General features: G+C 33.7%; 39 protein-coding genes. 4 read left to right on the top strand and 35 right to left on the bottom strand.

The annotated features are described in order from the left end of the window. Positions 1–49: 49 nt before the first annotated feature. The 16 genes from rpsH to rpsJ all read right to left on the bottom strand — a co-directional run bounded on the left by rpsH (position 50) and on the right by rpsJ (position 7211). Complete coding sequence (gene rpsH / locus BG262_RS02925; RefSeq protein WP_070787407.1) at positions 50–460, bottom strand: 30S ribosomal protein S8; 411 nt, start codon at positions 458–460, stop codon at positions 50–52. Between the two features lie 124 nt (positions 461–584). Beyond that, positions 585–770 (bottom strand): type Z 30S ribosomal protein S14, encoded by a 186-nt coding sequence (locus BG262_RS02920; protein ID WP_070787406.1) that lies wholly within the window; start codon positions 768–770, stop codon positions 585–587. Between the two features lie 17 nt (positions 771–787). Further along, positions 788–1330: a 50S ribosomal protein L5 gene (gene rplE, locus BG262_RS02915; RefSeq protein ID WP_070787405.1), complete on the bottom strand. Its 543-nt coding sequence runs from the start codon at positions 1328–1330 to the stop codon at positions 788–790. 23 nt (positions 1331–1353) lie between these two features. Then, positions 1354–1659, bottom strand: a complete 306-nt coding sequence (gene rplX / locus BG262_RS02910) for a 50S ribosomal protein L24 (protein ID WP_070787404.1) — start codon at positions 1657–1659, stop codon at positions 1354–1356. Positions 1660–1742: 83 nt separating this feature from the next. Beyond that, entirely contained in the window at positions 1743–2111 is a 369-nt protein-coding gene (rplN, locus tag BG262_RS02905) for a 50S ribosomal protein L14 (protein ID WP_070787403.1), read from the bottom strand. A gap of 21 nt (positions 2112–2132) precedes the next feature. Then, the gene (gene rpsQ, locus BG262_RS02900) at positions 2133–2396 is read right to left on the bottom strand and encodes a 30S ribosomal protein S17 (protein ID WP_070787402.1); all 264 of its coding nucleotides are present in this window, start codon (positions 2394–2396) and stop codon (positions 2133–2135) included. Between the two features lie 19 nt (positions 2397–2415). Beyond that, a complete protein-coding gene (rpmC, locus tag BG262_RS02895; protein ID WP_070787401.1) occupies positions 2416–2622 on the bottom strand; it encodes a 50S ribosomal protein L29 in 207 nt (68 codons plus the stop codon). Beyond that, a complete protein-coding gene (gene rplP, locus BG262_RS02890; RefSeq protein ID WP_070787400.1) occupies positions 2612–3037 on the bottom strand; it encodes a 50S ribosomal protein L16 in 426 nt (141 codons plus the stop codon). The genes rpmC and rplP overlap by 11 nt, the downstream gene beginning before the upstream one ends. Positions 3038–3040: 3 nt before the next feature. Beyond that, a complete protein-coding gene (gene rpsC / locus BG262_RS02885) occupies positions 3041–3694 on the bottom strand; it encodes a 30S ribosomal protein S3 (protein WP_070787399.1) in 654 nt (217 codons plus the stop codon). 12 nt (positions 3695–3706) lie between these two features. Continuing rightward, on the bottom strand, positions 3707–4051 hold the full coding sequence (gene rplV, locus BG262_RS02880) for a 50S ribosomal protein L22 (RefSeq protein ID WP_070787398.1): 345 nt from the start codon (positions 4049–4051) through the stop codon (positions 3707–3709). A 15-nt stretch (positions 4052–4066) separates the two neighbouring features. Next, the gene (gene rpsS / locus BG262_RS02875; RefSeq protein ID WP_000533765.1) at positions 4067–4345 is read right to left on the bottom strand and encodes a 30S ribosomal protein S19; all 279 of its coding nucleotides are present in this window, start codon (positions 4343–4345) and stop codon (positions 4067–4069) included. Positions 4346–4473: 128 nt separating this feature from the next. Next, positions 4474–5307: a 50S ribosomal protein L2 gene (gene rplB / locus BG262_RS02870; RefSeq protein ID WP_070787397.1), complete on the bottom strand. Its 834-nt coding sequence runs from the start codon at positions 5305–5307 to the stop codon at positions 4474–4476. 16 nt (positions 5308–5323) lie between these two features. Next, positions 5324–5611 (bottom strand): 50S ribosomal protein L23, encoded by a 288-nt coding sequence (locus tag BG262_RS02865; RefSeq protein ID WP_070787396.1) that lies wholly within the window; start codon positions 5609–5611, stop codon positions 5324–5326. Beyond that, positions 5611–6237, bottom strand: coding sequence for a 50S ribosomal protein L4 (rplD, locus tag BG262_RS02860; protein ID WP_070787395.1), 627 nt, complete (start codon positions 6235–6237; stop codon positions 5611–5613). Before rplD ends, BG262_RS02865 begins: the two co-directional genes overlap by 1 nt. A gap of 24 nt (positions 6238–6261) precedes the next feature. Continuing rightward, positions 6262–6888 carry a 50S ribosomal protein L3 gene (rplC, locus tag BG262_RS02855; protein ID WP_070787394.1) on the bottom strand — a complete coding sequence of 209 codons (627 nt, stop codon included), beginning with the start codon at positions 6886–6888 and terminating at the stop codon, positions 6262–6264. Positions 6889–6902: 14 nt separating this feature from the next. After that, entirely contained in the window at positions 6903–7211 is a 309-nt protein-coding gene (gene rpsJ, locus BG262_RS02850) for a 30S ribosomal protein S10 (RefSeq protein WP_070787393.1), read from the bottom strand. A gap of 288 nt (positions 7212–7499) precedes the next feature. Between rpsJ and BG262_RS02845 the strand changes: the two genes are divergently transcribed. From BG262_RS02845 to BG262_RS02835, 3 genes are read left to right on the top strand one after another with little or no spacing between them, the layout of a single operon-like run. Next, positions 7500–7709 (top strand): helix-turn-helix transcriptional regulator, encoded by a 210-nt coding sequence (locus BG262_RS02845; protein WP_070787392.1) that lies wholly within the window; start codon positions 7500–7502, stop codon positions 7707–7709. Continuing rightward, positions 7706–8170 (top strand): hypothetical protein, encoded by a 465-nt coding sequence (locus tag BG262_RS02840; RefSeq protein ID WP_070787391.1) that lies wholly within the window; start codon positions 7706–7708, stop codon positions 8168–8170. Before BG262_RS02845 ends, BG262_RS02840 begins: the two co-directional genes overlap by 4 nt. A gap of 60 nt (positions 8171–8230) precedes the next feature. Then, complete coding sequence (locus BG262_RS02835) at positions 8231–8755, top strand: hypothetical protein (RefSeq protein WP_070787390.1); 525 nt, start codon at positions 8231–8233, stop codon at positions 8753–8755. On the opposite strand, the gene thrC is transcribed toward BG262_RS02835, so the two are convergent. The 5 genes from thrC to BG262_RS02810 all read right to left on the bottom strand — a co-directional run bounded on the left by thrC (position 8747) and on the right by BG262_RS02810 (position 13859). Then, positions 8747–10237 (bottom strand): threonine synthase, encoded by a 1491-nt coding sequence (gene thrC, locus BG262_RS02830; RefSeq protein ID WP_070787389.1) that lies wholly within the window; start codon positions 10235–10237, stop codon positions 8747–8749. The genes BG262_RS02835 and thrC overlap by 9 nt on opposite strands. Positions 10238–10495: 258 nt before the next feature. Continuing rightward, positions 10496–11050, bottom strand: a complete 555-nt coding sequence (gene nusG / locus BG262_RS02825; RefSeq protein ID WP_070787388.1) for a transcription termination/antitermination protein NusG — start codon at positions 11048–11050, stop codon at positions 10496–10498. Positions 11051–11185: 135 nt separating this feature from the next. Further along, positions 11186–11368, bottom strand: a complete 183-nt coding sequence (gene secE, locus BG262_RS02820) for a preprotein translocase subunit SecE (protein WP_070787387.1) — start codon at positions 11366–11368, stop codon at positions 11186–11188. 23 nt (positions 11369–11391) lie between these two features. Next, positions 11392–11541 (bottom strand): 50S ribosomal protein L33, encoded by a 150-nt coding sequence (gene rpmG, locus BG262_RS02815; protein ID WP_070787386.1) that lies wholly within the window; start codon positions 11539–11541, stop codon positions 11392–11394. 53 nt (positions 11542–11594) lie between these two features. Continuing rightward, positions 11595–13859 (bottom strand): PBP1A family penicillin-binding protein, encoded by a 2265-nt coding sequence (locus BG262_RS02810; protein WP_083312881.1) that lies wholly within the window; start codon positions 13857–13859, stop codon positions 11595–11597. A 65-nt stretch (positions 13860–13924) separates the two neighbouring features. Here BG262_RS02810 and BG262_RS02805 point away from each other — a divergent pair, with 65 nt between their 5' ends. Next, on the top strand, positions 13925–14791 hold the full coding sequence (locus BG262_RS02805) for an RluA family pseudouridine synthase (protein WP_070787443.1): 867 nt from the start codon (positions 13925–13927) through the stop codon (positions 14789–14791). Between the two features lie 62 nt (positions 14792–14853). Here the strand turns inward: BG262_RS02805 and BG262_RS02800 are convergent, their stop codons facing one another. From BG262_RS02800 to polA, 14 genes are all read right to left on the bottom strand, one after another. Then, positions 14854–15666, bottom strand: coding sequence for a metal ABC transporter permease (locus tag BG262_RS02800; protein ID WP_083312880.1), 813 nt, complete (start codon positions 15664–15666; stop codon positions 14854–14856). After that, on the bottom strand, positions 15666–16373 hold the full coding sequence (locus BG262_RS02795) for a metal ABC transporter ATP-binding protein (RefSeq protein ID WP_070787383.1): 708 nt from the start codon (positions 16371–16373) through the stop codon (positions 15666–15668). The genes BG262_RS02800 and BG262_RS02795 overlap by 1 nt, the downstream gene beginning before the upstream one ends. Then, on the bottom strand, positions 16374–17309 hold the full coding sequence (locus BG262_RS02790; protein ID WP_070787382.1) for a metal ABC transporter substrate-binding protein: 936 nt from the start codon (positions 17307–17309) through the stop codon (positions 16374–16376). Between the two features lie 78 nt (positions 17310–17387). Beyond that, a complete protein-coding gene (ispE, locus tag BG262_RS02785) occupies positions 17388–18236 on the bottom strand; it encodes a 4-(cytidine 5'-diphospho)-2-C-methyl-D-erythritol kinase (protein ID WP_070787381.1) in 849 nt (282 codons plus the stop codon). A 25-nt stretch (positions 18237–18261) separates the two neighbouring features. Beyond that, positions 18262–18570: a competence type IV pilus minor pilin ComGG gene (gene comGG, locus BG262_RS02780; RefSeq protein ID WP_070787380.1), complete on the bottom strand. Its 309-nt coding sequence runs from the start codon at positions 18568–18570 to the stop codon at positions 18262–18264. Further along, positions 18570–19007: a competence type IV pilus minor pilin ComGF gene (gene comGF / locus BG262_RS02775; RefSeq protein ID WP_070787379.1), complete on the bottom strand. Its 438-nt coding sequence runs from the start codon at positions 19005–19007 to the stop codon at positions 18570–18572. Before comGF ends, comGG begins: the two co-directional genes overlap by 1 nt. After that, positions 18994–19287, bottom strand: coding sequence for a competence type IV pilus minor pilin ComGE (gene comGE / locus BG262_RS02770; protein ID WP_070787378.1), 294 nt, complete (start codon positions 19285–19287; stop codon positions 18994–18996). The genes comGF and comGE overlap by 14 nt, the downstream gene beginning before the upstream one ends. After that, positions 19259–19693 (bottom strand): competence type IV pilus minor pilin ComGD, encoded by a 435-nt coding sequence (gene comGD, locus BG262_RS02765; RefSeq protein WP_083312879.1) that lies wholly within the window; start codon positions 19691–19693, stop codon positions 19259–19261. The genes comGE and comGD overlap by 29 nt, the downstream gene beginning before the upstream one ends. Further along, positions 19653–19967 carry a competence type IV pilus major pilin ComGC gene (gene comGC / locus BG262_RS02760; protein WP_070787377.1) on the bottom strand — a complete coding sequence of 105 codons (315 nt, stop codon included), beginning with the start codon at positions 19965–19967 and terminating at the stop codon, positions 19653–19655. The genes comGD and comGC overlap by 41 nt, the downstream gene beginning before the upstream one ends. After that, positions 19964–21007: a competence type IV pilus assembly protein ComGB gene (gene comGB, locus BG262_RS02755; RefSeq protein WP_070787376.1), complete on the bottom strand. Its 1044-nt coding sequence runs from the start codon at positions 21005–21007 to the stop codon at positions 19964–19966. The genes comGC and comGB overlap by 4 nt, the downstream gene beginning before the upstream one ends. Further along, positions 20931–21869, bottom strand: coding sequence for a competence type IV pilus ATPase ComGA (gene comGA, locus BG262_RS02750; protein ID WP_070787375.1), 939 nt, complete (start codon positions 21867–21869; stop codon positions 20931–20933). Before comGA ends, comGB begins: the two co-directional genes overlap by 77 nt. 88 nt (positions 21870–21957) lie before the next feature. Next, positions 21958–22350, bottom strand: coding sequence for a DUF1033 family protein (locus BG262_RS02745; RefSeq protein ID WP_233278814.1), 393 nt, complete (start codon positions 22348–22350; stop codon positions 21958–21960). Between the two features lie 82 nt (positions 22351–22432). After that, positions 22433–22873, bottom strand: coding sequence for a CoA-binding protein (locus BG262_RS02740; RefSeq protein WP_070787373.1), 441 nt, complete (start codon positions 22871–22873; stop codon positions 22433–22435). Positions 22874–23074: 201 nt separating this feature from the next. Beyond that, positions 23075–25699, bottom strand: a complete 2625-nt coding sequence (gene polA, locus BG262_RS02735) for a DNA polymerase I (protein WP_070787372.1) — start codon at positions 25697–25699, stop codon at positions 23075–23077. Positions 25700–25832: the final 133 nt, after the last annotated feature.

Here is a 25832-nt window from a genome sequence, read left to right as displayed (position 1 = left end):
TGGGTTTTCACGGGGGCGAGAGTAGTTTTAAACTACAACCACCTTTATTCTACCAAACGTATGCTAATACTTCTCCACCAATGTTTTTAGCGCGAGCAACTTTATCAGTTACCACACCTTCAGAAGTAGAAACGATTGCGATACCAAGTCCGTTAAGAACTTTTGGCACATCTGCAGATTTAACGTATACACGCAAACCTGGTTTAGAAATACGTTTAAGTCCTGTGATTACGCGTTGACCTTTGCGTTCACCATCTTGAGCGTATTTAAGATAAACACGAATGATTCCTTGCTTGTCATCTTCAATAGATTCGAAATCTTTAATGAATCCTTCTTCAAGTAAAATTGAAGCAATTTCGCGTTTAATTTTTGATGCAGGAACTTCAACAACATCATGCTTAACCATGTTAGCATTACGAATGCGTGTTAGAAAGTCTGCGATTGGATCTGTCATTACCATTGTGGTTTTCTCCTTATTATTTGTAGTTTGGGTTGTTTTATTATCTAAAACGTCATTATCCCACTTGCAAATTAATCTTGCTTATAAGCAATAGTTAAATTGAAGTGGCGTATGCCGCTTCAATTTACCATGAAGCTTTTTTAACGCCCGGAAGTTGCCCTTTATAAGCAAGTTCACGGAAGCAAATACGGCACAATTTAAATTTGCGGTAAACTGAATGTGGACGTCCACAACGTTCACAACGTGTATATTCTTGTGTTGAGAATTTTGCTGGACGTTTGTTTTTAGCAATCATTGATTTTTTTGCCACGTCTTTTGCCTCCTATATTATTTAGCAAACGGCATACCCATTTGGGCAAGCAATTCGCGTCCTTCTTCGTCAGTGTTAGCAGTAGTAACGATTACTACATCTAATCCACGGACTTTATCTACATTGTCAAAATTGATTTCTGGGAAAATTAGTTGTTCTTTCACCCCTAGTGTGTAGTTACCACGTCCATCAAATGATTTATTTGACACACCGTGGAAGTCACGTACACGTGGAAGAGAGACAGTTACTAATTTATCTAAGAATTCATACATGCGTTCGCCACGAAGAGTTACTTTCGCACCGATTGGCATACCTTCACGTAAACGGAAACCAGCGATTGATTTCTTAGCTTTTGTGATAAGTGGTTTTTGTCCTGAAATAATAGCAAGTTCTTCAACTGCTTTATCAAGGTTCTTAGAGTTATTTACTGCATCACCAACACCCATGTTAAGAACGATTTTCTCAACTTTAGGCACTGCCATAACAGATGTATAGTTAAATTTTTCAGTTAAAGCTGGAATTACTTCAGCACTATATTTTTCTTTTAAACGATTAGCCATTTTTTTCCTCCTCTCTTACGTGATTAATCTAGGATTTCGCCAGATTTTTTGTTGTAACGAACTTTTTTGTCGCCTTCAACTTTGTATCCAACACGACCAGCAACACCATTTTTGTCAAGAACTTGAACATTTGATGCGTTGATTGGTGCTTCTAATTCAAGAATAGCACCATTTGGATTTTCGTTGTTTGGTTTTTGGTGTTTTTTCATAATAGCAACACCTTCAACAACAACTTTATTTACTTTTGGTAAAGCTTTGATAACTTTACCAGTCTTGCCTTTATCTTTACCAGCAATGACCTTAACATTATCGCCTGTTTTTACAAACATTATTAGGTTTCTCCTTTATTTTCTTACGTCCAATGGACACCCTCACTCAAATTAGAGGAGGGGACTATGCGATTATTCTATTATTATAGAACTTCTGGTGCAAGTGAAACGATCTTCATGAAGTTTCCTTCACGCAATTCGCGGGCAACTGGGCCAAAGATACGAGTTCCACGAGGTGTTTTGTCATCACGGATGATAACAGCAGCATTTTCATCAAATTTAATGTATGAACCATCAGCACGACGAGCGCCTGTTTTAGTACGTACGATTACTGCTTTAACAACTTCACCTTTTTTCACAACTCCTCCAGGAGTTGCAGCTTTTACAGTTGCAACGATAACATCACCGATGTTTGCTGTTTTACGTCCTGAACCACCAAGAACCTTGATAGTAAGGATTTCACGAGCACCGCTGTTATCAGCAACTTTCAAACGAGTTTCTGCTTGAATCACTGTTTTGTTCTCCTTTCAGATTTAGATAATTACAGCTTCTTCAACGATTTCAACTAAGCGGAAACGTTTGTCTTTTGACAATGGACGAGTTTCCATAATGCGAACGATGTCGCCTGTTTTCGCTTGATTGTTTTCGTCATGAGCTTTGTATTTTTTAGAATAGTTAATACGTTTACCATAGACAGGGTGGTTACGTTTAGTTTCGACAACAACAGTTATTGTTTTATCCATTTTGTCAGATACCACACGACCTTGATAAACTTTACGTTGGTTACGTTCAGACATGATCTTCCTCCCCTATCTATTATTTTGATTCACGTGCAACAGTTTTTACACGTGCGATTGATTTTTTAACTTCGTCAATTTTCGCTGTATTTTCAAGTTGACCAGCTGCAGCTTGAAAACGTAGTTCGAATAATTCTTTCTTAAGTTCTTGCTCACGATTTGCAAGCTCATCTGCAGAAAGTCCACGAAGTTCAGTCAAAAGTGTTTTTACTTCATTAAGCTTCATTTGAATCCTCCGTACGTTTTACAATCTTAGTTTTTACTGGCAATTTATGAGAAGCAAGGCGTAGAGCTTCACGAGCAACCTCTTCAGAAACTCCTGCGATTTCGAACATTACTTTACCGCGTTTAACTGGTGCAACCCAGCCTTCTGGAGCCCCTTTACCTTTACCCATACGAACCCCAATGGCTTTACTTGTGTATGATTTGTGAGGGAAGATTTTAATCCAAACTTTCCCACCACGCTTCATGTAACGAGTCATTGCGATACGGGCAGCTTCGATTTGGCGGTTAGTAATCCAATGACTTGTTGTCGCTTGAAGACCGTATTCACCGAATGATACTTCTTTACCACCTTTAGCTTCACCACGCATTTTCCCACGGAACTCACGACGGTGTTTTACACGTTTAGGTACTAACATGAACTATTTATCTCCTTTCACTGATTTTCTTGTTGGAAGAATTTCTCCACGGTCGATCCAGACTTTAACACCTAGTTTACCGTAAGTTGTATCAGCTTCTTCCCAAGCATAGTCGATATCTGAGCGAAGTGTATGTAAAGGAACAGTTCCTTCTGAATAACCTTCAGCACGAGCGATATCAGCACCATTCAAACGACCAGATACTTGAGTTTTAATTCCTCGAGCTCCAGCACGCATTGTACGTTGGATAGCTTGTTTTTGTGCACGACGGAATGCTACACGTGCTTCTAATTGACGTGCAATTCCTTCACCAACTAGATGAGCATCAAGATCAGGTTTCTTGATTTCAACAATGTTGATATGAACTTGTTTTCCAGTAAGAGCATTCAAATCTGCACGAAGTGCATCAACGTTTGCTCCACTTTTACCGATTACCATACCTGGTTTAGCAGTGTGAATAGTAACGATTACTTTATTCACAGCACGTTCAGTTTCAATAGTTGATACTGAAGCATCTGCTAAACGAGTTTGAATAAGATTACGGATTGCAAGATCTTCATGAAGGTAATCCGCGTATTCTTTTTCAGCATACCACTTGGCATCCCAGTCGCGGATAACTCCGATACGCATACCGATTGGATTTACTTTTTGACCCACGATTTTACCTCCTTATTTTTCTTTTACAACCACTGTAATGTGGCTTGTACGTTTGTTGATTGGTGAAGCACTACCTTTCGCACGTGGACGGAAACGTTTCATCGTTGGTCCTTCGTTTACGAATGCTTCGCTTACATACAAATCAGCTTTTTCAAGACCAAGATTGTTTTCAGCGTTTGCAACTGCTGAGTTCAATACTTTTTCAATAATTCCTGCTGCTTTATTTGGTGTAAATTTTAAAATTGTAATTGCTTCTGCAATGTTTTTTCCACGGATCAAATCGATAACCAAACGTGATTTACGAGGCGAAACGCGTACTGTACGTGCAGTAGCTTTAGCTGAAGTATTTTCTGCCATTTCATTCTCCTCCTATTAACGTCTTGTTTTCTTATCGTCTGCTGCGTGACCTTTGTAAGTACGAGTTGGTGCAAATTCACCAAGCTTGTGACCTACCATGTCTTCTTGAATGTAAACTGGTACATGTTTACGTCCATCATAAACAGCGATAGTGTATCCGATGAAACTTGGGAAAATCGTTGAACGACGTGACCAAGTTTTAATTACTTTTTTCTTTTCGTCATTTGCTTGAGCTTCAACTTTTTTCATTAAATGCTCATCGACGAAAGGTCCTTTTTTAAGACTGCGTCCCATTTTATTTAATTTCTCCTTTAAATATTAACCACGACTGCTACTATGGCAGGGTTGGCGGATTGATATATTTCAACAAGATAGTTGATTGCTAAGCAATCAACTCCTTGTAAAATTTCAACTTTGAAGATTTATTTTTGACCGCGACGACGAACAATAAGCTTATTAGATTTAGCTTTTTTGCTACGTGTTTTAAGTCCGATTGCTGGTTGTCCCCAAGGTGATACTGGAGCTTTACGACCAACTGGTTGTTTACCTTCACCACCACCGTGTGGGTGATCGTTCGGGTTCATTACAGATCCACGTACAGTTGGGCGGATACCCTTCCAACGGTTACGTCCAGCTTTACCAATGTTGATAAGGCTGTGTTGTTCATTCCCAACTACACCAATAGTTGCACGGCAAGTTGAAAGAATCATACGAACTTCACCAGAGTTAAGACGAACTAATACGTATTTACCTTCATTACCAAGTACTTGTGCACTTGTTCCAGCAGAACGGATAAGTTGTCCACCTTTACCAGGTTTAAGTTCGATGTTGTGAATCAATGTACCAACTGGGATATTAGCAAGTGGTAATGTATTACCAACTTTAATATCTGCATCAGGACCTGAAACAACAGTCATTCCAACTTCTAGACCTTTAGGTGCAAGAATGTAAGATTTGATACCGTCAGAGTATGTAATTAATGCAATATTAGCTGAACGGTTTGGATCATATTCGATTTGTGATACTTTAGCAACAACGCCATCTTTAGTACGTTTGAAGTCAACTAAACGGTATTTACGTTTGTGTCCACCACCTTGGTGACGAACAGTGATACGACCGTTGTTGTTACGACCTGCTTTGCTTTTTAGAGAAACTAACAAGCTCTTTTCAGGAGTACTTGTAGTGATTTCTGCAAAGTCGCTACCAGTCATATTACGACGACCGTTAGTGGTAGGTTTATAAACTTTAATTCCCACGTTTTTCCTCCTTTAATTATTCACCGAAGATTTCGATGTTCTTAGAATCTTCTGTTAGTGTGATGATTGCTTTTTTATACTTGTTTGTATATCCAGAATAACGTCCGACACGTTTTGCTTTTGGTTTAACGTTAATTGTATTTACAGAAGCAACTTTTACTCCATCAAAGGCAGCTTCAACAGCTTGTTTGATAACTAATTTGTGAGCACGTGAGTCAACTTCAAAAGTATATTTCTTTTCATCCATTGCAAGCATAGATGCTTCAGTGATGATTGGCTTTTTGATTACATCATAAAGGTTCATTATGCAAGGACCTCCTCGATTTGAGATAGAGCTGCTTGAGTAACCAATAATTTATCATTGTTAACGATATCAAGTACACTTGCTGAGTTAGCAGTTGTTACTTGTACGTTTGAAATGTTACGAGCAGATAGTTCAGCAAATTCATTTCCTTCGTTTTCTACAATAACAAGAACTTTCTTGTCGATTGCTAGTGCTGAAAGAACTTTTGTAAATTCGCTAGTTTTTGGTGCGTCAAAGTTTAATGCATCAACAGCAACAAGTTTGTCTTCAGCAACTTTTTCTGAGTAAACAGATTTAAGTGCTAATTGACGAACTTTTTGTGGAAGTTTGTATGCATAGCTACGTGGGTTTGGTCCGAAGACTACTCCACCACCACGCCATTGTGGGCTACGGATTGATCCTTGACGAGCGCGTCCAGTACCCTTTTGACGCCATGGTTTACGACCACCACCAGATACTGCTGAACGATTTTTAACAGCATGTGTACCTTGGCGTTTGCTAGCACGTTGGCTTAGGATTACATCGAAAACTACAGTTTCATTTGGTTCAATACCAAATACTGCGTCATTCAGAGTAACTTCGCCAGCTTTGCTACCATCTTGTTTAAATAATGCTACGTTAGCCATTTTGGTAAGTTTCTCCCTTCTCTATTATTTCGCAGATTTTACTGCAGTTTTGATTGTGATGAGCGATTTTTTAGATCCAGGAACATTACCTTTAATAAGGATAACATTCTTTTCTGGAACTACTTGTGCAACTTCAAGATTTTGAATTGTTACACGGTTACCACCCATACGACCTGCCAAGTGTTTATTTTTGAACACGCGGTTAGGCGCTACAGGACCCATTGACCCTGGACGACGGTGGTAACGAGAACCGTGAGCCATTGGCCCGCGTGATTGCCCGTGGCGTTTAATAACCCCTTGGAAACCTTTACCTTTAGTCGTACCTGTGACATCAACGATATCTCCAGCTGCGAATGTATCGACAGTAATTTCTGAACCAACTTCTAAGCCTTCAATACCTTTAAATTCACGAATGAAGCGCTTAGGAGCCGTATTTGCTTTAGCAACATGACCTTTGGCAGGTTTGTTACTCAAAACTTCACGTTTATCATCAAAACCAACTTGTGTTGCTTCATAACCGTCAGTTTCAACAGTTTTAACTTGAAGAACAACGTTTGGAGTTGCTTCGATGACAGTTACTGGAATTAATTCTCCAGACTCAGTGAAGATTTGGGTCATTCCCACTTTTTTCCCTAAGATTCCTTTTGTCATTAGAGTTCCCTTTCTTATAATTTAATTTCGATGTTTACACCGCTTGGTAAATCAAGTTTCATCAATGCATCAACTGTTTTTTGAGTTGGTTCGATGATATCGATTAAGCGTTTGTGTGTGCGCATTTCGAATTGTTCACGGCTATCTTTGTATTTATGAGTCGCACGGATGATTGTGTATAGGCTACGGTCAGTTGGTAATGGAATTGGTCCACTTACTTTAGCACCTGTACGTTTTGTAGTTTCTACGATCTTTTCAGCCGCTTGATCAAGGATACGATGTTCGTAAGCTTTCAAACGAATGCGAATTTTTTTGTTTGCCATTTTTTCTCCTCTCGTCTATTGTCTTGAATAGGCTAGCTCCACAAGAAAACCAACATTTCGGGCTTGGCAATGCTCCCGGGTGTGTCGCAACCTCTTGCTTCAATGCCATAGTCTGCGCTTTACGCAGTACTTGACTATACTAACAAAATGTTTTTGTCTTTGCAAGTCTTTTTCCTTATAAATTGAAAAATATTTTTTATTTCTTTGATATGTAAAGCTAGCTTGACAATGAAGTTTTTATATTTTATACTTCAAGTGTAAAGTATACTTAACAGAAAGACATTGCATATGAAAACTAGACTTAGAGAACTGAGAGAAGCTGAAGGTATATCACAAACAGCACTAGCTGATATCTTAGAGGTATCTAGACAAACAATTATTTCACTTGAATCTGGAAAATATAAGGCATCATTAGTATTAGCACATAAAATTGCTCAATACTTTGATAAAACCATAGAAGACATTTTCATTTTTGACCTGGAGGAGGAAAATTTATGATTTGGTATTTATTTGATCTTAATAAACTAAAAAGTGATTCAGATGTAAAAGAATTATTTTTCAAAAAAATTTTATTTATAAATATTATTGAATATATGGTACTTACAATCATTTTAACAGCATCTGTAAATTTATTATTTCATTCTACTTTAATCAACGTTTTAATCTGCAGCATTTGTATTACATTCGCCGTTAAGGGTACAGCACGTGATATTAAATACTACAGTAATTCTCAAAATTTAAAGAAAGCTCGAATTGAACTTTTAGACGAGAGAAATTTACAAATTGTGAGAATTGCATTCACTAAATTAGAAGTTATTAATTATTTAGGACTTATACTTATCACAGGCTTAGGTATATTAACAAATAATATAGATCTATTATTGATGTCAGTAATTATTTTATCCCTTATCAACGGTATTTATATTTCTTTTCCTTTTCCAGAAGAAAAAGATTTTTAAAATTAATAGTTAATCATTTATATAGAAGAAAGTTTGCTTTTTATCAGAAAGGGGCCTTATATGTTTTGGGATTCAAGTAATTTATTATGGTATTTATTTGATTTGGATGACTATTCAACAGATGATAAATTCGAAAAGCTTTATCGAAAAAAGATTTTTCCTTTGAAGATTATAACCTTAACTCTTATGGTTACTTTTATTGTTTTTCTTTTATCAAGTATTGTCTTTAAAAATAGTCCCGTGCTCGCAACTACACTTTCACTTATTTTTATTAGCTACCACCTCTACATGCTTTATAACGAATATAGCGAGATGAAAGATGAAAATGTCCTCCACAAAAAAAGGATTGAGTTGACTGATGAGAGAAACTACAAGTTAGCACTACAAACTATTTCTAAAAAATATTTTGTTGCTAACGTGAGTATAATAATGCTCTGGTTCATAACTCTTATTGATACAAATAATAGTTTAAATCTCCATATGATAGTACTATTTATCTTTCTTATAGATGTATTATTTGAATCATACATTAATAAAATAGCCAAAAAATCGAGGGAAACTAATTCCCTCGATTCTTTATTTTAATTTCAAATATTTTTCAACTTCATTTTGCATTTGATCAACATCAACTACTGTTTTATGAAGAACAGGCGCTGTCTTCAAATCTTTAACTGCAGCAGGTGGTTTAACTCCTGATAATTTCTCAAGTTCATCAACTAAAGCAAAGTCATCTAGCTCACTTGTTTTACTAGTTAATGCTTCAACTACTACACGTGGGAATTTATAAGGACTAGCAGTTGAAACAACAACTGTGATTGTCTTATCATCTGCCCCTTCCTTATAAATATCATAAACTGCATTTGCCACTGCAGTATGAGGGTCTTCCACATAAGAGAATTTATTAGAGATAGTAGCTATTTCATCGCTTGTTTGTTTTTGACTGGCAAAACCTGCAATAAAATCTTCCAAGTTATTATTCATCTCATCAGATATTTCATACTTGCCACTTTGAACTAGCTTATCCATCAAGTCACGTGTTTCAACATCATTATTACCTGTTGCATGGAAAACTAATCTTTCTAGATTACTAGAAACCAAAATATCCATTGACGGGCTTGATGTAACAAAGAAATCACGATTCCTATCATAGGCTCCTGTATTAAAGAAGTCTGTTAGAACATTGTTTTCATTTGAAGCACAGATTAATTTATTAATTGGTAAACCAATCTGTTTAGCATAGTAGGCAGCTAAAATATTTCCGAAATTACCTGTTGGAACGCTAAAATTAACTTTCTCACCTTCCACTATTGCACCATTTTTCAGGAGCTGAGCGTAAGCATAAACATAATAGACGATTTGTGGTACTAGTCGACCGATATTCATCGAGTTAGCACTTGAAAATTGCTTATTGTTAGCTAGCATCTTCTCCCTAAGGTCAGTATCATTGAACATCTTCTTAACTTGAGTCTGAGCATCATCAAAATTACCATCTATAGCAACAACATGTGTGTTGTCACCCGTTTGAGTAACCATCTGCTGTTTTTGAATCTCACTTACGCCATCTTTTGGATAAAAAACAATAATTTGAGTATTAGGAACATCAGCAAATCCAGCCATCGCAGCCTTACCAGTGTCTCCACTTGTAGCAGTAAGGATTACAATTTCATTTTCAACTCCTTCTTTTTTAGCAGAAGTTGTAAGTAAATAAGGTAATATCGATAGGGCCATATCTTTAAAAGCTATTGTGTTTCCATGGAATAATTCTAAATTATAGTGTTCACCTACCTTCATCAAAGGAGCAATTAAAGAATCATCAAATTTTTTGTCATATGCATTATCAATACAATAAGAAAGTTCTTCCTCTGTAAAATCATCGAGAAATACAGACAAAATAACTTTTGCTACCTCTTGATAACTTGCATTTTTTAAGAAATCAAAATCTAAGTCAATATTTGGAATAACTGTAGGAACATATAGCCCCCCATCAACTGCAAGACCTTGAAGTATTGCTTGACTTGATGTTACTTGATTGTTCTTATCTCTTGTACTTTGATATATTAATGACATCTGATTCTCCTTGAATTTGTTTTTACTATTATAACAAAAAAATCCCTTAAGTTGAATATTTCGAAAATTTACAGAAAATATTTTAGGAAAATATAGTTGATTAAAATGGAAATATCTTCGTTTTACTACGCTGTCAATTACACTTAAATATGCAAGCTTATTAGTGTAAATCGCAACGATGTATCAATCTATTTTTAAGTGACTATATTACAAAAATATTTTTGTTCAAAAAAAGAGAGCAAGCTCTCTAATTTTAGATTATTCACCAATTTCGTCAATTTGATCTATGTCAAGGTCAACAATTGTTTCACGACCAAACATTTCGATTGAAACTTTAAGTTTACGATTATCAACAACTTCAACAACATTCCCGACCATGTTAGCAAATGCACCATCAATAATTTTAACTGGATCACCAATATTAAGGTCAAGTTCTTGAGTACGTAATGTTTTGCCCATACCATTAAGAATATGTCGAATTTCTTCTTCAAACAAAGGCGTTGGTTTACTACGATTACCATGGCTTCCTACGAAACCAGTAACGTTAGGTGTGTTACGGACAACAAACCATGCTTCATCAGTCATATTCATCTCAACTAAAACATAACCTGGAAACATATTTTCTTCAGTTTCTTTAACTTTTCCATTAACTTCTTGAGTTACTGTTTCAGTTGGAATTTCAATTCGAAGAATATTGTCAGTCATATTATAAGTTTGTGCACGTTCAAGTAAAGTTTCTTTTACCTTATTTTCATATCCTGAATAAGTTTGAATTACAAACCAACCTTGATCGAAACTTGTTAAATTATCCATTTTTTCTCCTTTTAATTAGTCAATTACACTAGTTTTCTATTCGTCTAACCATCAAGAAAACAAACTTTTCAACTTAAAAAAGCCCCTAAAGGCTTCGTTTTTTTTATTATATCATAAAAGTTTAAATTAGCTATACTATTTTGCAAATAAACTTAAGATTGATGTGATACCTGTTTTAATCAAAGTATCAAATACATAAATGATAACCAAGAAGAAAGCAGAATATTCGATAACTCCCGCGAAATCAATTGCTGCTTCTTTTTTAGTTGGCCAAGTAACTTTTTTCATTAAATCGAAGACACTTTTGATAAAATTCATACTTTCTTATGAGCTATAAGCTCTTACCTCGTTTCTTTATGTTCTGTGTGTTTTTTACAATGCTTACAAAATTTATTTACAACTAAACGTTTTTCTTTAGCATTACTACTTACATTTATTGAATAATTGCGTGATCCACATACTGTGCACGCAAGAGATGCTTTTTTTAACATGTTTACTCCTATCGAAAGTTTATTTTATCATATTATAACATAATTGACAATTACTAAAATCTTGAACGTAAATCATCCCAGAAATCTTTTAATTTATCTCCTATGCCAGAGTCTTTAACTTTATCCTTAACTTTGCCAGAAATATCTTTAGCTTTTTCCTGAGCATCTTTAAGTATATTATCCTGAGCCTCTGTGTTAGGTTTCTCTGTTTGATTTATTATAGGATCCTGCCCATTCATTGCATAAGCATTTTCTACTGAGAATTGTGTACCTTTGGTATAAGGAAGAATATAGCTTGCTGCTGTTCTAAATATTGTGGATGCTTGATCGGTACTAGATCCTTGTAGGAAATGTGTTTCATCAGTTTTTTCAAATCCCAACCACAATGCCATAACTATATCCGGTGTATAGCCAATAACCCATTGGTCATTAGTATTCCCTGTGTTATCGGGAGTTTCAGTTGTACCCGTTTTACCTGCTAACGTGTATCCACTTGGTACAGCATATATACCTGTACCGTTAGTATATGTTCCAAGCATCATACTTGTCATTTTGTCATTTGTATTTTTATCAATTACTCGTTTTTGATTTTGTTGATATGTTTTAATTACTTGTCCACTTGAATTTTCAATTTTAGTAATTAAATGTGCTTCATTCATAATTCCATTATTAGCAAATGTACCATAAGCTTGTGCCATTTGCCATGGATTTGTCGCTACTCCACCACCAAGAGCCACCTGTAATTCTTCATTTTTTTCTGATAGGTTGAGACCAAAGGATTTACCTTTCGCAACTGCTGTCTTAACACCTAACTTATTCACTGTATAAACTGCTGGAAGATTTAAACTTTGGGCAAGAGCTTGATACATTGGGATTTCACCCTGATAAGTTTTAGAATAATTTTCAGGTTTGTATCCATTATAATCATGAGGTTGATCTTCAAGCATTTCATTGATAGACCATCCAGCTTCAATAGCTGGGCTATATACAACCAATGGTTTAATAGCAGAACCCGGACTTCTTTGTGACTGTGTAGCAAAGTTAAATCCACGGAAAGAATTATCAGCCTCTGTAGGAACCTTACCAACTAGGGCAGCTACTGCTCCACTACTCGGATCTAGTGCAACACTCGCACTTTGAGCAACAGTTCCGTCAGCTGCAATAGGAAATAAATCAGTGGATGCATAAGTTTGTTGAAGACCGTATTGATAATTTTGATCTAATCCCGTATATATTTTATATCCATTATTTAATATTTCATTTTCTGTTAAGCCATACTTACTTATAGCTTCTTGAATCACAGCATCAAAATATGATGGATATTTATAATCATTATTTTTCCCAACATAATCATCTGCTATTACACTCTGCATATTAATTGCAGAATACTGATCTGCATCTGCCTGTGATAAGAAACCTGCATTGGTCATATTTTGTAATACTGTATTACGTCTATCTGTCGCATAAGTACCATCTTTATATAAAGGGTTATATACTTCAGGCCATTTAAGTATACCTGCTAACGTAGCCCCTTCATCAATCGTTAGATCACTTGCATTCTTCCCAAAGTATTTATGAGATGCATCTTCGATTCCCCATATACCATTACCAAAATATGAATTATTAAGATACATAGCCATGATGTCATCTTTTTTATATTTCTTAGTTATCTCCATAGCCAAAAATATTTCTTTGGCCTTTCTATCAATGGTCCTATTTTGAGAAAGATATGCATTCTTTGCTAATTGTTGTGTTATTGTTGAGCCTCCACCAAATCTACCAAAAGTAGCTACGGCAAGTAAGGTACGCTTAATATTAACTCCCCTATTTTCATAAAATGTCCTATCTTCTGTTGCAACAACAGCATTAATGACGTTAGGCGATATTTTGTCAATATCAACATATGTCCCTTTCTGACCATACATTGTACCAGCCGCGTCACCATCTTTATCCATAATTGTAGTAGTAGTTCTCAAAGACTCTTGTAAGTCTGAAACATTTGCTGTCTTTGCAAGATAAAAAAGATAACCCCCAATAACTAAAATGAATGTCAAAATCAATAGTAATAGTGCTTTAGTTAAATTATGACGTTTCCACCAATTTCTAAATTTATCCCATTTAGGATGCTTTGATTTTTTTTCCTTATCATTGTCAACTGGTTTTTTTAATGATTCATCAGAAAAAACTTCAACTGTATCTTCATTAGTAGTTTGTTGATTGTCTTTATTAGTTTCTTTTTCATCAGCAAATGGAGAAAATTTCCTTCCTCCCTTCTTTGACTTCTTATTTCTGTTTGTTCGACTATATTTTTCGCTCAAGTGTTTAACCTCCACTTGTTTTTATTTAATAATAATTAATGCAATATTATGATAAAATATTTATTATGGAATATAAGATTACAATACCACAAAAATTTCAAAATATAACAATAAATAACTTGCTAGAAGAAAAATGGCTCGTTCCTCGCAAACAACGTCATTTTCTAAGGACTAAAAAAAATATACTTGTAAATAACCAAAATGTCAATTGGAACGACAAGGTTATGAAAGGAGATGTTATCACAATAAAATTTGACCTTGAGGATTTTCCGCAAACAAAAATAACATATGGTCAAAAAGAATTTGTAGACATCCTTTTCGAAGATGAACATATCATAATCGTTAATAAACCGGAAGGTATGAAAACCCATCCTAATAATCCAAACGAAATTGCTCTTTTGAACCACGTCTCAGCATACCTTAATCATCCAGCTTATGTTGTCCATCGTCTAGATCAAGAAACAAGTGGAGCAATCCTTTTTGCTAAAAACCAGTTTATTCTACCGATTCTCAGCCAAATGCTTGAAAAACGACAAATACATCGTACTTACCAGGCACTTTCTCAAGGTAATTTTAACAAAACAAGCTTCACTGTCAATAAGCCTATAGGACGAGACCGTCATGATAAAAAGAAACAGATTGTAAGTTCATCTGGTAAAAAAGCAATAACTAATGTAAAAATTATTAAAAACTTTTCTCAAGTTTCCCTTGTAGAGTGTAGACTCGAGACAGGAAGGACACATCAAATTCGTGTTCATCTTGCTTATGAGTCACATCCCCTTATTGGTGATAAAGTATATGGTAAGTTAAAAGCTAATAGACTTATGCTCCATTCAAAAGAACTTTCATTCACTCACCCTCTTACTGAACAAAAAATACAAATTTTTGCACCTAGTAAGACATTTGATGATACTTTACAAATTTTTTCTTAAAATTTACTTAACTAAAAATCCTCAGAACAACTTTTTCAAGAAGTTAACTGAGGATTTTTAGTTTATTTATTTTTAATTGTTAGTCTCTTATAGACAAACATCAATATAAACATAAAGACAAATACTATTGTAATACTTGCGCTGGCTGGTGTTGATGCGTAGTAAGATATAAGTAATCCACTCACCATACCAATAAATCCAAGAACTACACTAATTAACATAACTGTCTTAAAAGATCTAGCTAAACGAAGGGCAATACTAGCTGGCATTACCATGATAGCACTCACAAGTAAGGCACCAGCAACTGGAATCATCAAGGCAATTGCAATACCGGTAACTACATTAAATGCAACTGACATCAATCTCACTGGTAGTCCATCAACAAAGGCTACATCTTCATCAAAAGTTAAAACGTACATTGGTCTAATAAAAAGTAGAAATAAAACCAAAATAACTGCAGCCATAACAAAAAGTAGTATAACTTGAGTATTTGAAATTGTAACAATTGAACCAAAAAGGTATTGATCTATATTTACCGAATTTGCACCACCTGATTTACTTGTAACAATCAGAGCAACTGATAACCCCAAACTCATCAATATGGCTGTTGCTACTTCGAGAAAATCACTATAAACGGTTCTCAGATATTCGAGTAATATTGCAGCTAAAACTACAACTATTAGAGTTGTAATAGTTGGAGAGATGCCGAGTAACAATCCAAAAGCAACACCAGCCAATGAAACATGACTCAGTGTATCACTCATTAAACTTTGTCTTCTTAAAATCAGAAATACACCAAGTAATGGGGCAAAAAGTGACATTGCAACAATTGCTAGAAGGGCACGTACCATAAAGTCATATTGAAGTATCTCCATCACTCACTCCTCCAATCGTCATGACTTTCATTATGGACGCTAAAACAACGCCAAGGCGAATCTTGATTTCGCACTAAATGAATATTTCTATCAGCAAATTCTTTAACATCCTCAGCATCATGTGTAATCATTAAAACTGATTTTCCATGATGATGAACACTATGGTGCATTAATTCATAAAAATCACGTCTACTTACATCATCCATCCCAGTTGTAGGCTCATCAAGAATAAATAAATCAGGATCAGAAGCAAACATTCTAGCAATGACTATTCTTTGCTTTTGCCCACCAGATAGTTCCCCAATTTTCTTATCCTTAAATCCCCACATTCCGACTGACTTCAAAGATTTTTCAACATGCTCATAGTCATGAGCGGTTAGTTTCTTAAACCATCCATTTCTTGGGAAACGCCCACTAGATACAAATTCATAAACTGTACTAGGAAATCCAGCATTAAAACTTGCCACTTGTTGAGGTAGGTATGAAATTCTTAATTTCTTTCCTTTATTATTAAGTTTTGATATTTCTACGATTCCTTTTTGAGGATGTAATATTCCAAGAGTTGCTTTTAGTAGAGTAGACTTAGCAGCCCCATTTTCTCCTGTCAACGTTACAAACTCTTTGTCATCCACATAATAACTTATATCTTCTAACACAGGCTCGTCATCATAGTAAAAAGACAAATCTTTTACATCAATATATCGCATTTACTTTACGCTCTTCTTTAGATTTTCTAGGTTTGCCTCCATTATTGAAATATAAGTGGCTCCATTTTTCTGCTCATCCTTTGTTATACCTTCAACAGTATTAAGAACTAGTGTTTCTGCACCAACCTCATTAGCTAAAGTTTTAGCAATCTTATCGTCAGCATTTTCTTCAAAGTAAACAATATTGAGATTATTTTCTTGCATTATTTTTTTGAGTTTTGCAAGAGTAGCACTTGATGGTTCAGCATCAGGAGTAAGACCTGCAATTGCTATTTGTGTCAATCCATAATCATTAGCCAAGTAACCAAATGCTGCATGCTGAGTTACAAATTTCTTATTACTAGCAGAATCCAAACTAGTCGCATACTCTTTCTCCAAATTATCAAGTTTCTCCAAATATGCTTGGGCATTTTTTTGAAAATCTTCTTTATAATCCGGATATTTTTTTGAAAGATCATCAGCAATAGTTTGAACTTCAATCTGAGCATTTTTCAACGAAAGCCATGTATGAGGGTCAACAGATCCCTCGTCATGACTATGGTCACTATCAGAATCTTCCTTATGATCATGTCCAGCCTCTTTATCAAATTCTAACATTTTTACATTTTTACTTGCTTCAATAATTAATGTTTTATTTTTGATGTTCTTTTTAGCATTGCTGAACCATTTTTCTAAATTATCATTATTATATACTAAGACATCGCTGTTAGTAATTTTTGCCATATCACGCGCACTTGGTTCATAATCATGAACTTCTTGACCTGCTGGTACTAGGTAAGACACGTCAGCATGATCTCCAGCTACTTCTTTAGTAAATTCATACATGGGATAAAAAGTTGTAATTATTTGAATCTTATCACTTGTTTTTTGTTTACTGCAGGCTACTAAACCTACTGCCACGATTAAAATTGTAAAAACAGTTGCTATTTTTTTCATATGTTTATTATATCCTATACTTTCTTTATTAATGTATGTTTGAATTATAACAAATACATTTATCGTTTACAAGTGTAATCATAAATTTCTTACTAAATATACTTCTTTACAAAATCCCTTTATGCTATTTACTGCTCTTTCAGCTCTACTTTTTTTATCAAAAATTGCAAATACTGTAGGACCACTACCACTCATTAGAACACCATCGGCACCAGCCTCAGAAAGAACTTGTTTTATCTTTAATATCTCTGGGTGCATATTTACTGTTATGGGTTCCAATGAATTTGCTAAATTTTCATTTATTATGTCCATATTTTTGTTGATGACAGCTTCTTCTAAAATATCAATATTAGCATGTTTGACTGAGTCTAGGCTAACTTTTTTAAAAACTGCTGGTGTTGATACTCCAAATTCTGGTTTAACTAGCACTACCCAATAGTTTAAATTATTAGGTAGTGGGTTTACGATTTCACCACGTCCACCAACACGTGCTATTCCACCATAGACACAGTATGGGACATCGCTTCCTACCTCTTCACCTAGTTTAGCAAGCTCTTCTTTAGAAAGTTGTAGATTCCATAAAGTATTCAAAGCACGAAGTGTGGCAGCAGCATCGCTTGATCCCCCTGCTAAACCAGCTGCAACAGGTGTAATCTTATGAATGAAAATTTCTACTCCTTTTTTTATATTAAATTCTCGTTTAATTACTTGAGCAGCTTTATAAGCATGATTTTTACTATTTTGTGGAACTGATATACTATTCGACTTGATAACTATCTTATCTCTATCAAGCTCCTTGATAGTTATTCGATCTGCTAAATCTACACTTGCCATAATCATATCAAGCTCATGAAAGCCATCTGATCTTTTTCCGATTATATCTAATCCTAAATTAATTTTCGCGGGTGCTTTTTCTGTTATTTCCATAATCTAAAGTATAGCAAAATCAAATTTATTTTGCGACCTTAAAGAAGTAAGGCTGTTCTTTTTCTTTTGTAAATTGAATCTTAAAATTATAATGCTCATCTTCAGTTTCAAAATAGCAAATTCCATTATCGAATTCTAATTGTCCTTTCTCCTCCCTATTTGTTTTAATTTTATTCTTAGCAAGATCGATAATCATTTCTGCCTTAATTTGATTTATTTGAGATTCGATATTTTTCCTATCATCTATAGTCGCCGTGATATAAAATTCTAAAATGAATGTAAAAATTATTGCTAAAAATAAAACATGTATTAATATACCTGCTCTAACTTTCATTATTCCATCCCTTCTTGAAATTTATAGAGCATACTAAAGCTCTGTCCATTATCAAAAGTAATTTCAAATGTAACCAATTTATCAAGTTCTTTAATTTGTGTGGATTTTAGGCCAAAAATCATTGGTTGATACCCTCTACCACTCGAATGTGTCTTACGAAAATCTGGACTTCCCACTGGTTGACCAAATCTAAGACTATTATCCTTCTTCACATATAAATAATTATTTTCAACTTTTATTAATTCGCTTCCATCTAATTCTCTTCTGAGCATGCCACAAAAAAGTTGCCAATCAAGCGTTTTATCTGTATTTATATACCTCATATCTTCACTTAACAGTTTTGTTAATCCTTGTACAACCATTAAACTTCCAGATATTACAAAAAGAGCTACTAAACACTCAATCAAAGTAAAAGCTTTGATTCTATTTAAATTCAAGCTTTAATACCTCCTTTTGATTGTCATAAATTTTTATTGTAGTTTCGCTTTTTTCAATCTTTACAGATACGCCATTTATCTGTAAATCATTTATCTCAGAATCGTAAGCCATTTTAGCAACATTTAAGACTTCTGCTTGATGCAATAATTCCGTATGTTCTTTACGACTTTTATCTACTTCGAAAAGGATAATCGTAGTAAGTATAGATAGAAGTGATAATGCAAATAGGCTTTCTAATAATATATATCCCTTAACTAATACTTTTTTTATATTTACCACTCCCTACATACAACTGATAATTCAACTTCTTCTTCGTATACGGAAGATAAATTTCAATTTTTTGTAAACTTGAATTTCCCCCATCTTCAGAAAAGCGTATATTATATGAATTAACAAATTCTACTTGATTAGGAATTTCAACTTCCTTTCCAAGATACAAAAGCTTTTTATTTACAATCTCTAAATTATTGGATTGTTTTCTTACCATACTTTGAAATTGTGTATCCCTATAAATACGCTCAAATCTCAAAATAAATAGCTCTCCTTTTATAATATTTATTTTATTTGTAAATGATATTGTAAACACAATAAGAATAAAGGATATTACAAATAAACTCATCAGACTTTCTAATAATGTAAAGGCACTAATTCGGAATCTTAGCTGTCTTATTTGAATTTTTTTCATAGTATTCCTTATAAGTCTTATACTGTTCCTGTGTGATACTGTTATCTGCTAGTAATTCTTTTAAACTAGCTGATTTTCCATTATTTAGCTCAAATAACTCCGCTTGGCTCTCCACAACTTTTACTACTGCTCCTTGGCCGGTTTCATTTATTTTTTCTTTTTGTTTAGATAAATTTGGTACAAATAATAAAATCAAAACACTGATTATAAGAAGGACGATTAACATTTCAATTAAAGTAAAGGCTGGTAGACGTTTTCTTAAGATTTTTCTCATATAAATCCCTCCATATTTTGGTAAATTGGCAGCAACATAGCCGCATAAATCATAATTATCATAAGTGCTACAAAAAGAAAAATTACAGGTTGTATAAGTTGAAGATATCTATCTATTTTTATAAAAAATTCATTCCAGCACTCATCTGAATAAATTTCTAGCTCCTTACCAAGTTTCGATTTCATCTCTCCATATTCGATAATAAGTGCTAATTCTCTTTTAAAAAAAGAATATGATTCAACTTGTTTGCTAAATTCCTGACCTTTTTCCATTCTCTTTGAAAATTCAAATCCAAGTTCAGAAAAAAGTTTATTTTTTTGGCTCTGCATTAAACTTACAATACTATTCATTTCAATTCCTTGTCCAATTAAATTTCCCCATTCACGCGCGTAATATGCGGTCAAATATGTTTGTACAACTGAAGAAATAAAAGGGATTTTCATTATTATTTGATAGTTATTAATTGATTTTTTTCTCTTGAAATATAGAAATATGCATATTATTACAATACTTATAAATACAGATCCAATAAAAAATATTTGTGGTAAGTTCCTTACAAAAAAACTTGCATAATTCTCAGAGTCATTTTGTTCAAATAAATATTTGTTAAGTCCGACCATAATAGCTATTAAGAAAAAAACAAGAATTACTGGATATGTAGCAACTTGAATTATTTTCTTTCTAACATCAAGTATCTTTCTCAAATTTATTTCTATCAAATTTAATGATTGTTCAATATTTCCATGATAATCAGCAAGTGTAACCTGAGTTACAACATTTTTAGAAAAACCTAAATGATCCAATATTTCTGACAAATTTTTCCCTTCCGTCAAGTCTTTATGCATTACTTGTGTAAATCCTTGTTCTACTAGTCCGCTTTTTGACAGGAAATTAACAATTTCGGTTAATGTGAATCCACTTGAGAATAAATTATTCATGAGTTGAATAAGCTTCACTTGTTTTTTAAGTGATAATTTTTTCGGATTCTTTCTCATCATGAGAGATATGTCCATTTGCAAATAATTTTTCAAGTTGTTCATTCCATTTCTCCCCTCTATGATTTTGTATATTACCTATAGAAAAGTCAATTAGGCCTTTACCAACTAAAAGACGTTGATAAATAACTGCTGATACGGAATTTTCAATTTCTGATTTACTTATTCCTAGTTCTAAAAGTCTTTCATAGGCACCTCCAACACTCTTTGCATGAATTGTTGAAAAAACTGTATAGCCAGTCAAACTAGCGCGTATTACCGCACGAGCTGTTTGTTCATCTCTAATTTCTCCAACAATAACCAAATCAGGCATATGTCTGAGAGATAGTTTTATCAAATTATCATAGTCATTTCCTATCGCTCTATTTAATTGAAGTTGTAAAAAATTTTTTTGAATAATTTCAACTGGATCTTCAATGGTAATAACTTGCTTACCTTCAAATTTCAATCTAGCTAAAAGGTACATCAGGGTCGTCTTCCCACTCCCTACAGGACCTGAGAATAGATAGAGACCACGTCTATTTATGATTTTTTCGATTTCTACTTGTCCATTAAACCAAAATTGTGCGTCATCCTCCTCACTATAGAGAATTCGAATTACCATACTTTCCATTCCGAATACATCACCAACAGTTGAAAGACGTAACCTTTTCTTTACTGAATCAAGACTATAATTACAAGATCCTAGTTGCGAACGTCTCTTTTCACCTACATTCATACCTGAGATAAATTTAAAGTGTGAAATTAATGCTAATGATTCTTCAATAGAAAGCTTTTCATGCAATCTATTTTCCTTGGATGATCTATATCTAATCTCATAAAAATTTTCTTTAGGTAAGAAGTATATATCATGAACACTTCTTTCTATAGCTAATTGAATTATTATTTTTGCTTTTTCTAGCACCATGTACTTCTCCTTTGTAAATTTTAATACGAAAATTAGAATAAGTTATAACAAAAAAATCGCTTCTTTATTTAAAAGAAACGATTTTTTATTATTCATTTTTTAATTTTCTTGAACATACCTTGAAAGGAACACATCCTGTTTTTTTTGAATAGGCATTTCTTTTCTCATAACTAGTTACTGGATGCCAATCTTCTAGCAGAGTTAAAGAGTGATACTGTTGTAAATAATCACCACATTCTTCACACCAAATTTGTTCCTGGGTATTCCAAAATGTTGCTAGAAAATCTGATCTACTTTGGTACATTTCATAGGAATCAACTGCCTGCTCTATATTCTTTTTATATATTTTTAATGCTTCATAAAAGTTATCAAATTCTTCTAAAGTTATGATATCTTTTTTCCAATCCTCAAAAAACCACCAGGGTTCGGTATCTCCAACCAATTTTACAACTTGATACATATAATTATTAAAAGACTGCAAGCAGTCTTCTCTCCTTCACTTATTAATATTACGTTGTATTCATTCTAGCAAGTGAAAAAGAATTTGCCAAAAGATTTGTTTATTATTTACGTACAAGTCCTGAATTTGCTAATTCTATCTTTATACATCTGTTCATTACAATATCATTTTTACCATTAGAACGTAAAATTTCTGCTGCTTCTTCATTTTGTAACCCAAGTTGAGCCCAGAAAACGTCAGCATCTGTTGTAATAAATTCCTCAGCAACTTGTGGTAAAAATTCACTTCTACGAAATACATCTACTATATCAACATGAACTGGAATATCCTTGATACTCGCATATGCCTTTTCACCAAGTACTTCTTGTCCAGCAAGGCTAGGATTTACAGGAATAATCTTGTAACCAAAATCTTTCAGTACCTTAGCAACCCTATTACTTGTCTTACTTTCATCATTGCTAAGACCTACTACTGCAATATTTTTAGCATTTTCTAGATAAGAATAAATCACATCATCTGATGGATTTTTAAATTCATAAGTCATTATTCATCCTCCTTTGTATAAGTATATTTTATCACATTTTGTAAGCGTTTAATTACACAAAGTCCTATAGTTGATTAAAATAGAAATATCTTCGTTTTACTACACTGTCTATTACACTTTAATAAGCAAGCTTATTAGTATAAATCGTAATGATGTATTAATCTATTTTTAAGTAACCATAAAAGAAAAAAGCCAAGTATATTACTTAGCTTCGTACCATGTTTTACCACTATTTTCATCTGCAATTAGTGGAACTTTCAATTCAATGGCACTTTCCATTGTATCTTTAACTAATTTCCCAACTTCTTCTAGTTCTGAACTAGGAACTTCTAAAACAATTTCATCATGTACCTGAAGTAACATCTTAGATTTAAAGTTTCCTTCAGTTAATTTCTTATCTAAATTAATCATGGCTACTTTTAAAATATCTGCCGCACTTCCTTGAATTGGCGAATTAATAGCTGTTCTTTCAGCAAATTGGCGAACATTAAAATTACGGGCATTGATATCTGGAAGTTTACGACGTCTATGATAAAGAGTTTCAACATAACCTTTATCCTTAGCAAATCGTACTATTTCTTCCATATAATTTTTGATACCAGGATAGCGTTCAAAATAAGTATCAATATATTTCTTAGCTTCAGCTCTTGAAATACCTAAATTATTTGATAATCCAAAATCAGAAATACCATAAACTACACCAAAGTTTACTGCCTTAGCATTTCTTCTATCATTAGCAGTTACATCATCAGGGTTTTCAATATCAAACACACGTTGAGCCGTTGAAGTATGAATATCATCACCATTCTCAAAAGCAGCAATCAAGTGTTCATCGCCAGAAATATGTGCCAAAACACGTAACTCAATTTGAGAATAATCACTTGATAAAAGTACGCTATCATCCCATTCTGGAACAAAAGCTTTACGTATTTTTCTACCTTCTTCAAGACGAACTGGAATATTTTGAAGATTAGGTTCAACACTACTTAAACGACCAGTTTGAGTTAAGTCCTGAACATATCTTGTATGAATTTTATCATCTGGAGCAATCTCACTACTTAATCCTTGTACATAGGTAGATTGAATCTTAGTAAGCTGTCTATATTTTAAAATCTTATCTACAATTGGAGCTTGTGGCGCAAGAATTTCTAACACATCAACAGCAGTAGAGTAGCCAGTTTTCGTTTTCTTAATGACAGGAAGTCCCATTTTTTCAAAAAGAATTACACCGAGTTGCTTAGGAGAATTAATATTAAACTCTTCACCAGCCATCTCATAGATTTCTGAAGTTAACTTTTCAATCGACTTTTCATTTTCTTGGCCAATTTGATTAAGGGTATCACGGTTTACTTTTATACCGCGAATTTCCATTTTCGCCAAGACGTCAGATAAAGGCATTTCCATATCCGATAGCAGTTCTTTTTGAGAATAGTTATTCAAATCTTCTTCCATAAGTCCTTTTGATTCAGCAAGAACTCTCACTTTACGAGCTAGATGGTCAAATAACACCTCATCTTCTGGTACAGCAATCTTAGCCCCCTTACCATATACTTCGTCATCACTAGCAATCGGCTCCAATTCATAGAAGTCAGCTATAGTTGAAATCTTGTTATCTTCAGTCGTACTAATGAGATACTTAGCAAGCATACTATCAAATTCAACTAACGGATAATCTACACCTTGACGATGGAAAAGAACCTTATTTTTCTTAAAATCATAAGTATTTTGTGGAATTTTGAATCTTTCATCTGAAAGAAGTGAAAGATTTTTAGACACATAAAAGTTATCTTTATTACCCCAAGCAAAACCGATAATATCAGCCTTGTGATAGCTTTCACCTAAAATTTCTAAATATAGGAACTGATCACTTGAAAACTCCAGATCATTCAATTCGTCTTGGTTGGATATCACTGTATAAGCAATTTCTGACTTTTCAACTTGCGGAATATTATCACTAGATAGCTCATCCTTAAATTTTTTAAATCCCATAGTATCATAAAATTTAATAAGTTTATCAAAATCTGGACCGTTATAAACAGTATCATCAAGAGTAATTGTAACAGGAGAATGTTTATCAATTGTAGCAAGTTCTTTTGATAAGAAAGCTTGATCCTTATCATTGATAAGGTTTTCTTTCATTTTAGATTTCTTCATACTATCGATATTATCATAAATACCTTCGAGACTTCCATACTCTAAAAGTAGTTTTATACCTGTTTTCTCACCGATTTTAGTTACTCCAGGAATATTATCAGATTTATCACCCATCAATGCTTTTAAGTCAATAAATTGATCAGTTGTTAAGCTAAGTTTTTCCATCATATAATCAGGTGTATAAGTTTCAAGCTCACCAACACCTTTTATAGTAATTTCAACAGTAGTCTTTTCACTAGTTAATTGTGTTAAATCTCGGTCTCCACTTACAACAGTAATAGCATCAAAATCGGAAAGTTCTGCTTGATGAGCAAGAGTTCCAATTATGTCATCAGCTTCGTAATCATCTAACTCATAATGTTTAATACCTAATGCGTCAATCATCTCTCTAATGAACGGAAATTGTTCTCTAAATTCATCAGGAGTTTTTGCACGACCACCTTTATAGTCAGGATACATCTTTGTTCTAAAAGTAGTCTTTCCAGCGTCAAAAGCTATTAAGATATGAGTAGGATTTTCAGCAGCAATTACATTTGAAAGCATTGTGTGAAAACCATATATAGCATTATTATGTAGTCCATTAGGAGCTTTAAATTTGTCTATTTGAGTATATAAGGCAAAAAAAGCTCTAAAAGCAATGGAACTTCCATCTATTAATAATAATTTTTTCATTGATTCCTCTGTGTTTTCTATTTATATATTAATGTTAACATAAAAGAGTTAAAAAGTAAGCCAGCATACACTATACAAAAGCCAAAATTTTGCACAAAAAAAGTACTTCAGAAGAAGTACAAGATAATATTAC

Origin of the sequence: Floricoccus penangensis (assembly GCF_001832885.1) — a bacterium.
GTDB lineage: Bacteria > Bacillota > Bacilli > Lactobacillales > Streptococcaceae > Floricoccus > Floricoccus penangensis.
The sequence above is the reverse complement of the archived record's forward strand: the minus strand, read 5'-3'. Positions and strand labels throughout refer to the sequence as shown.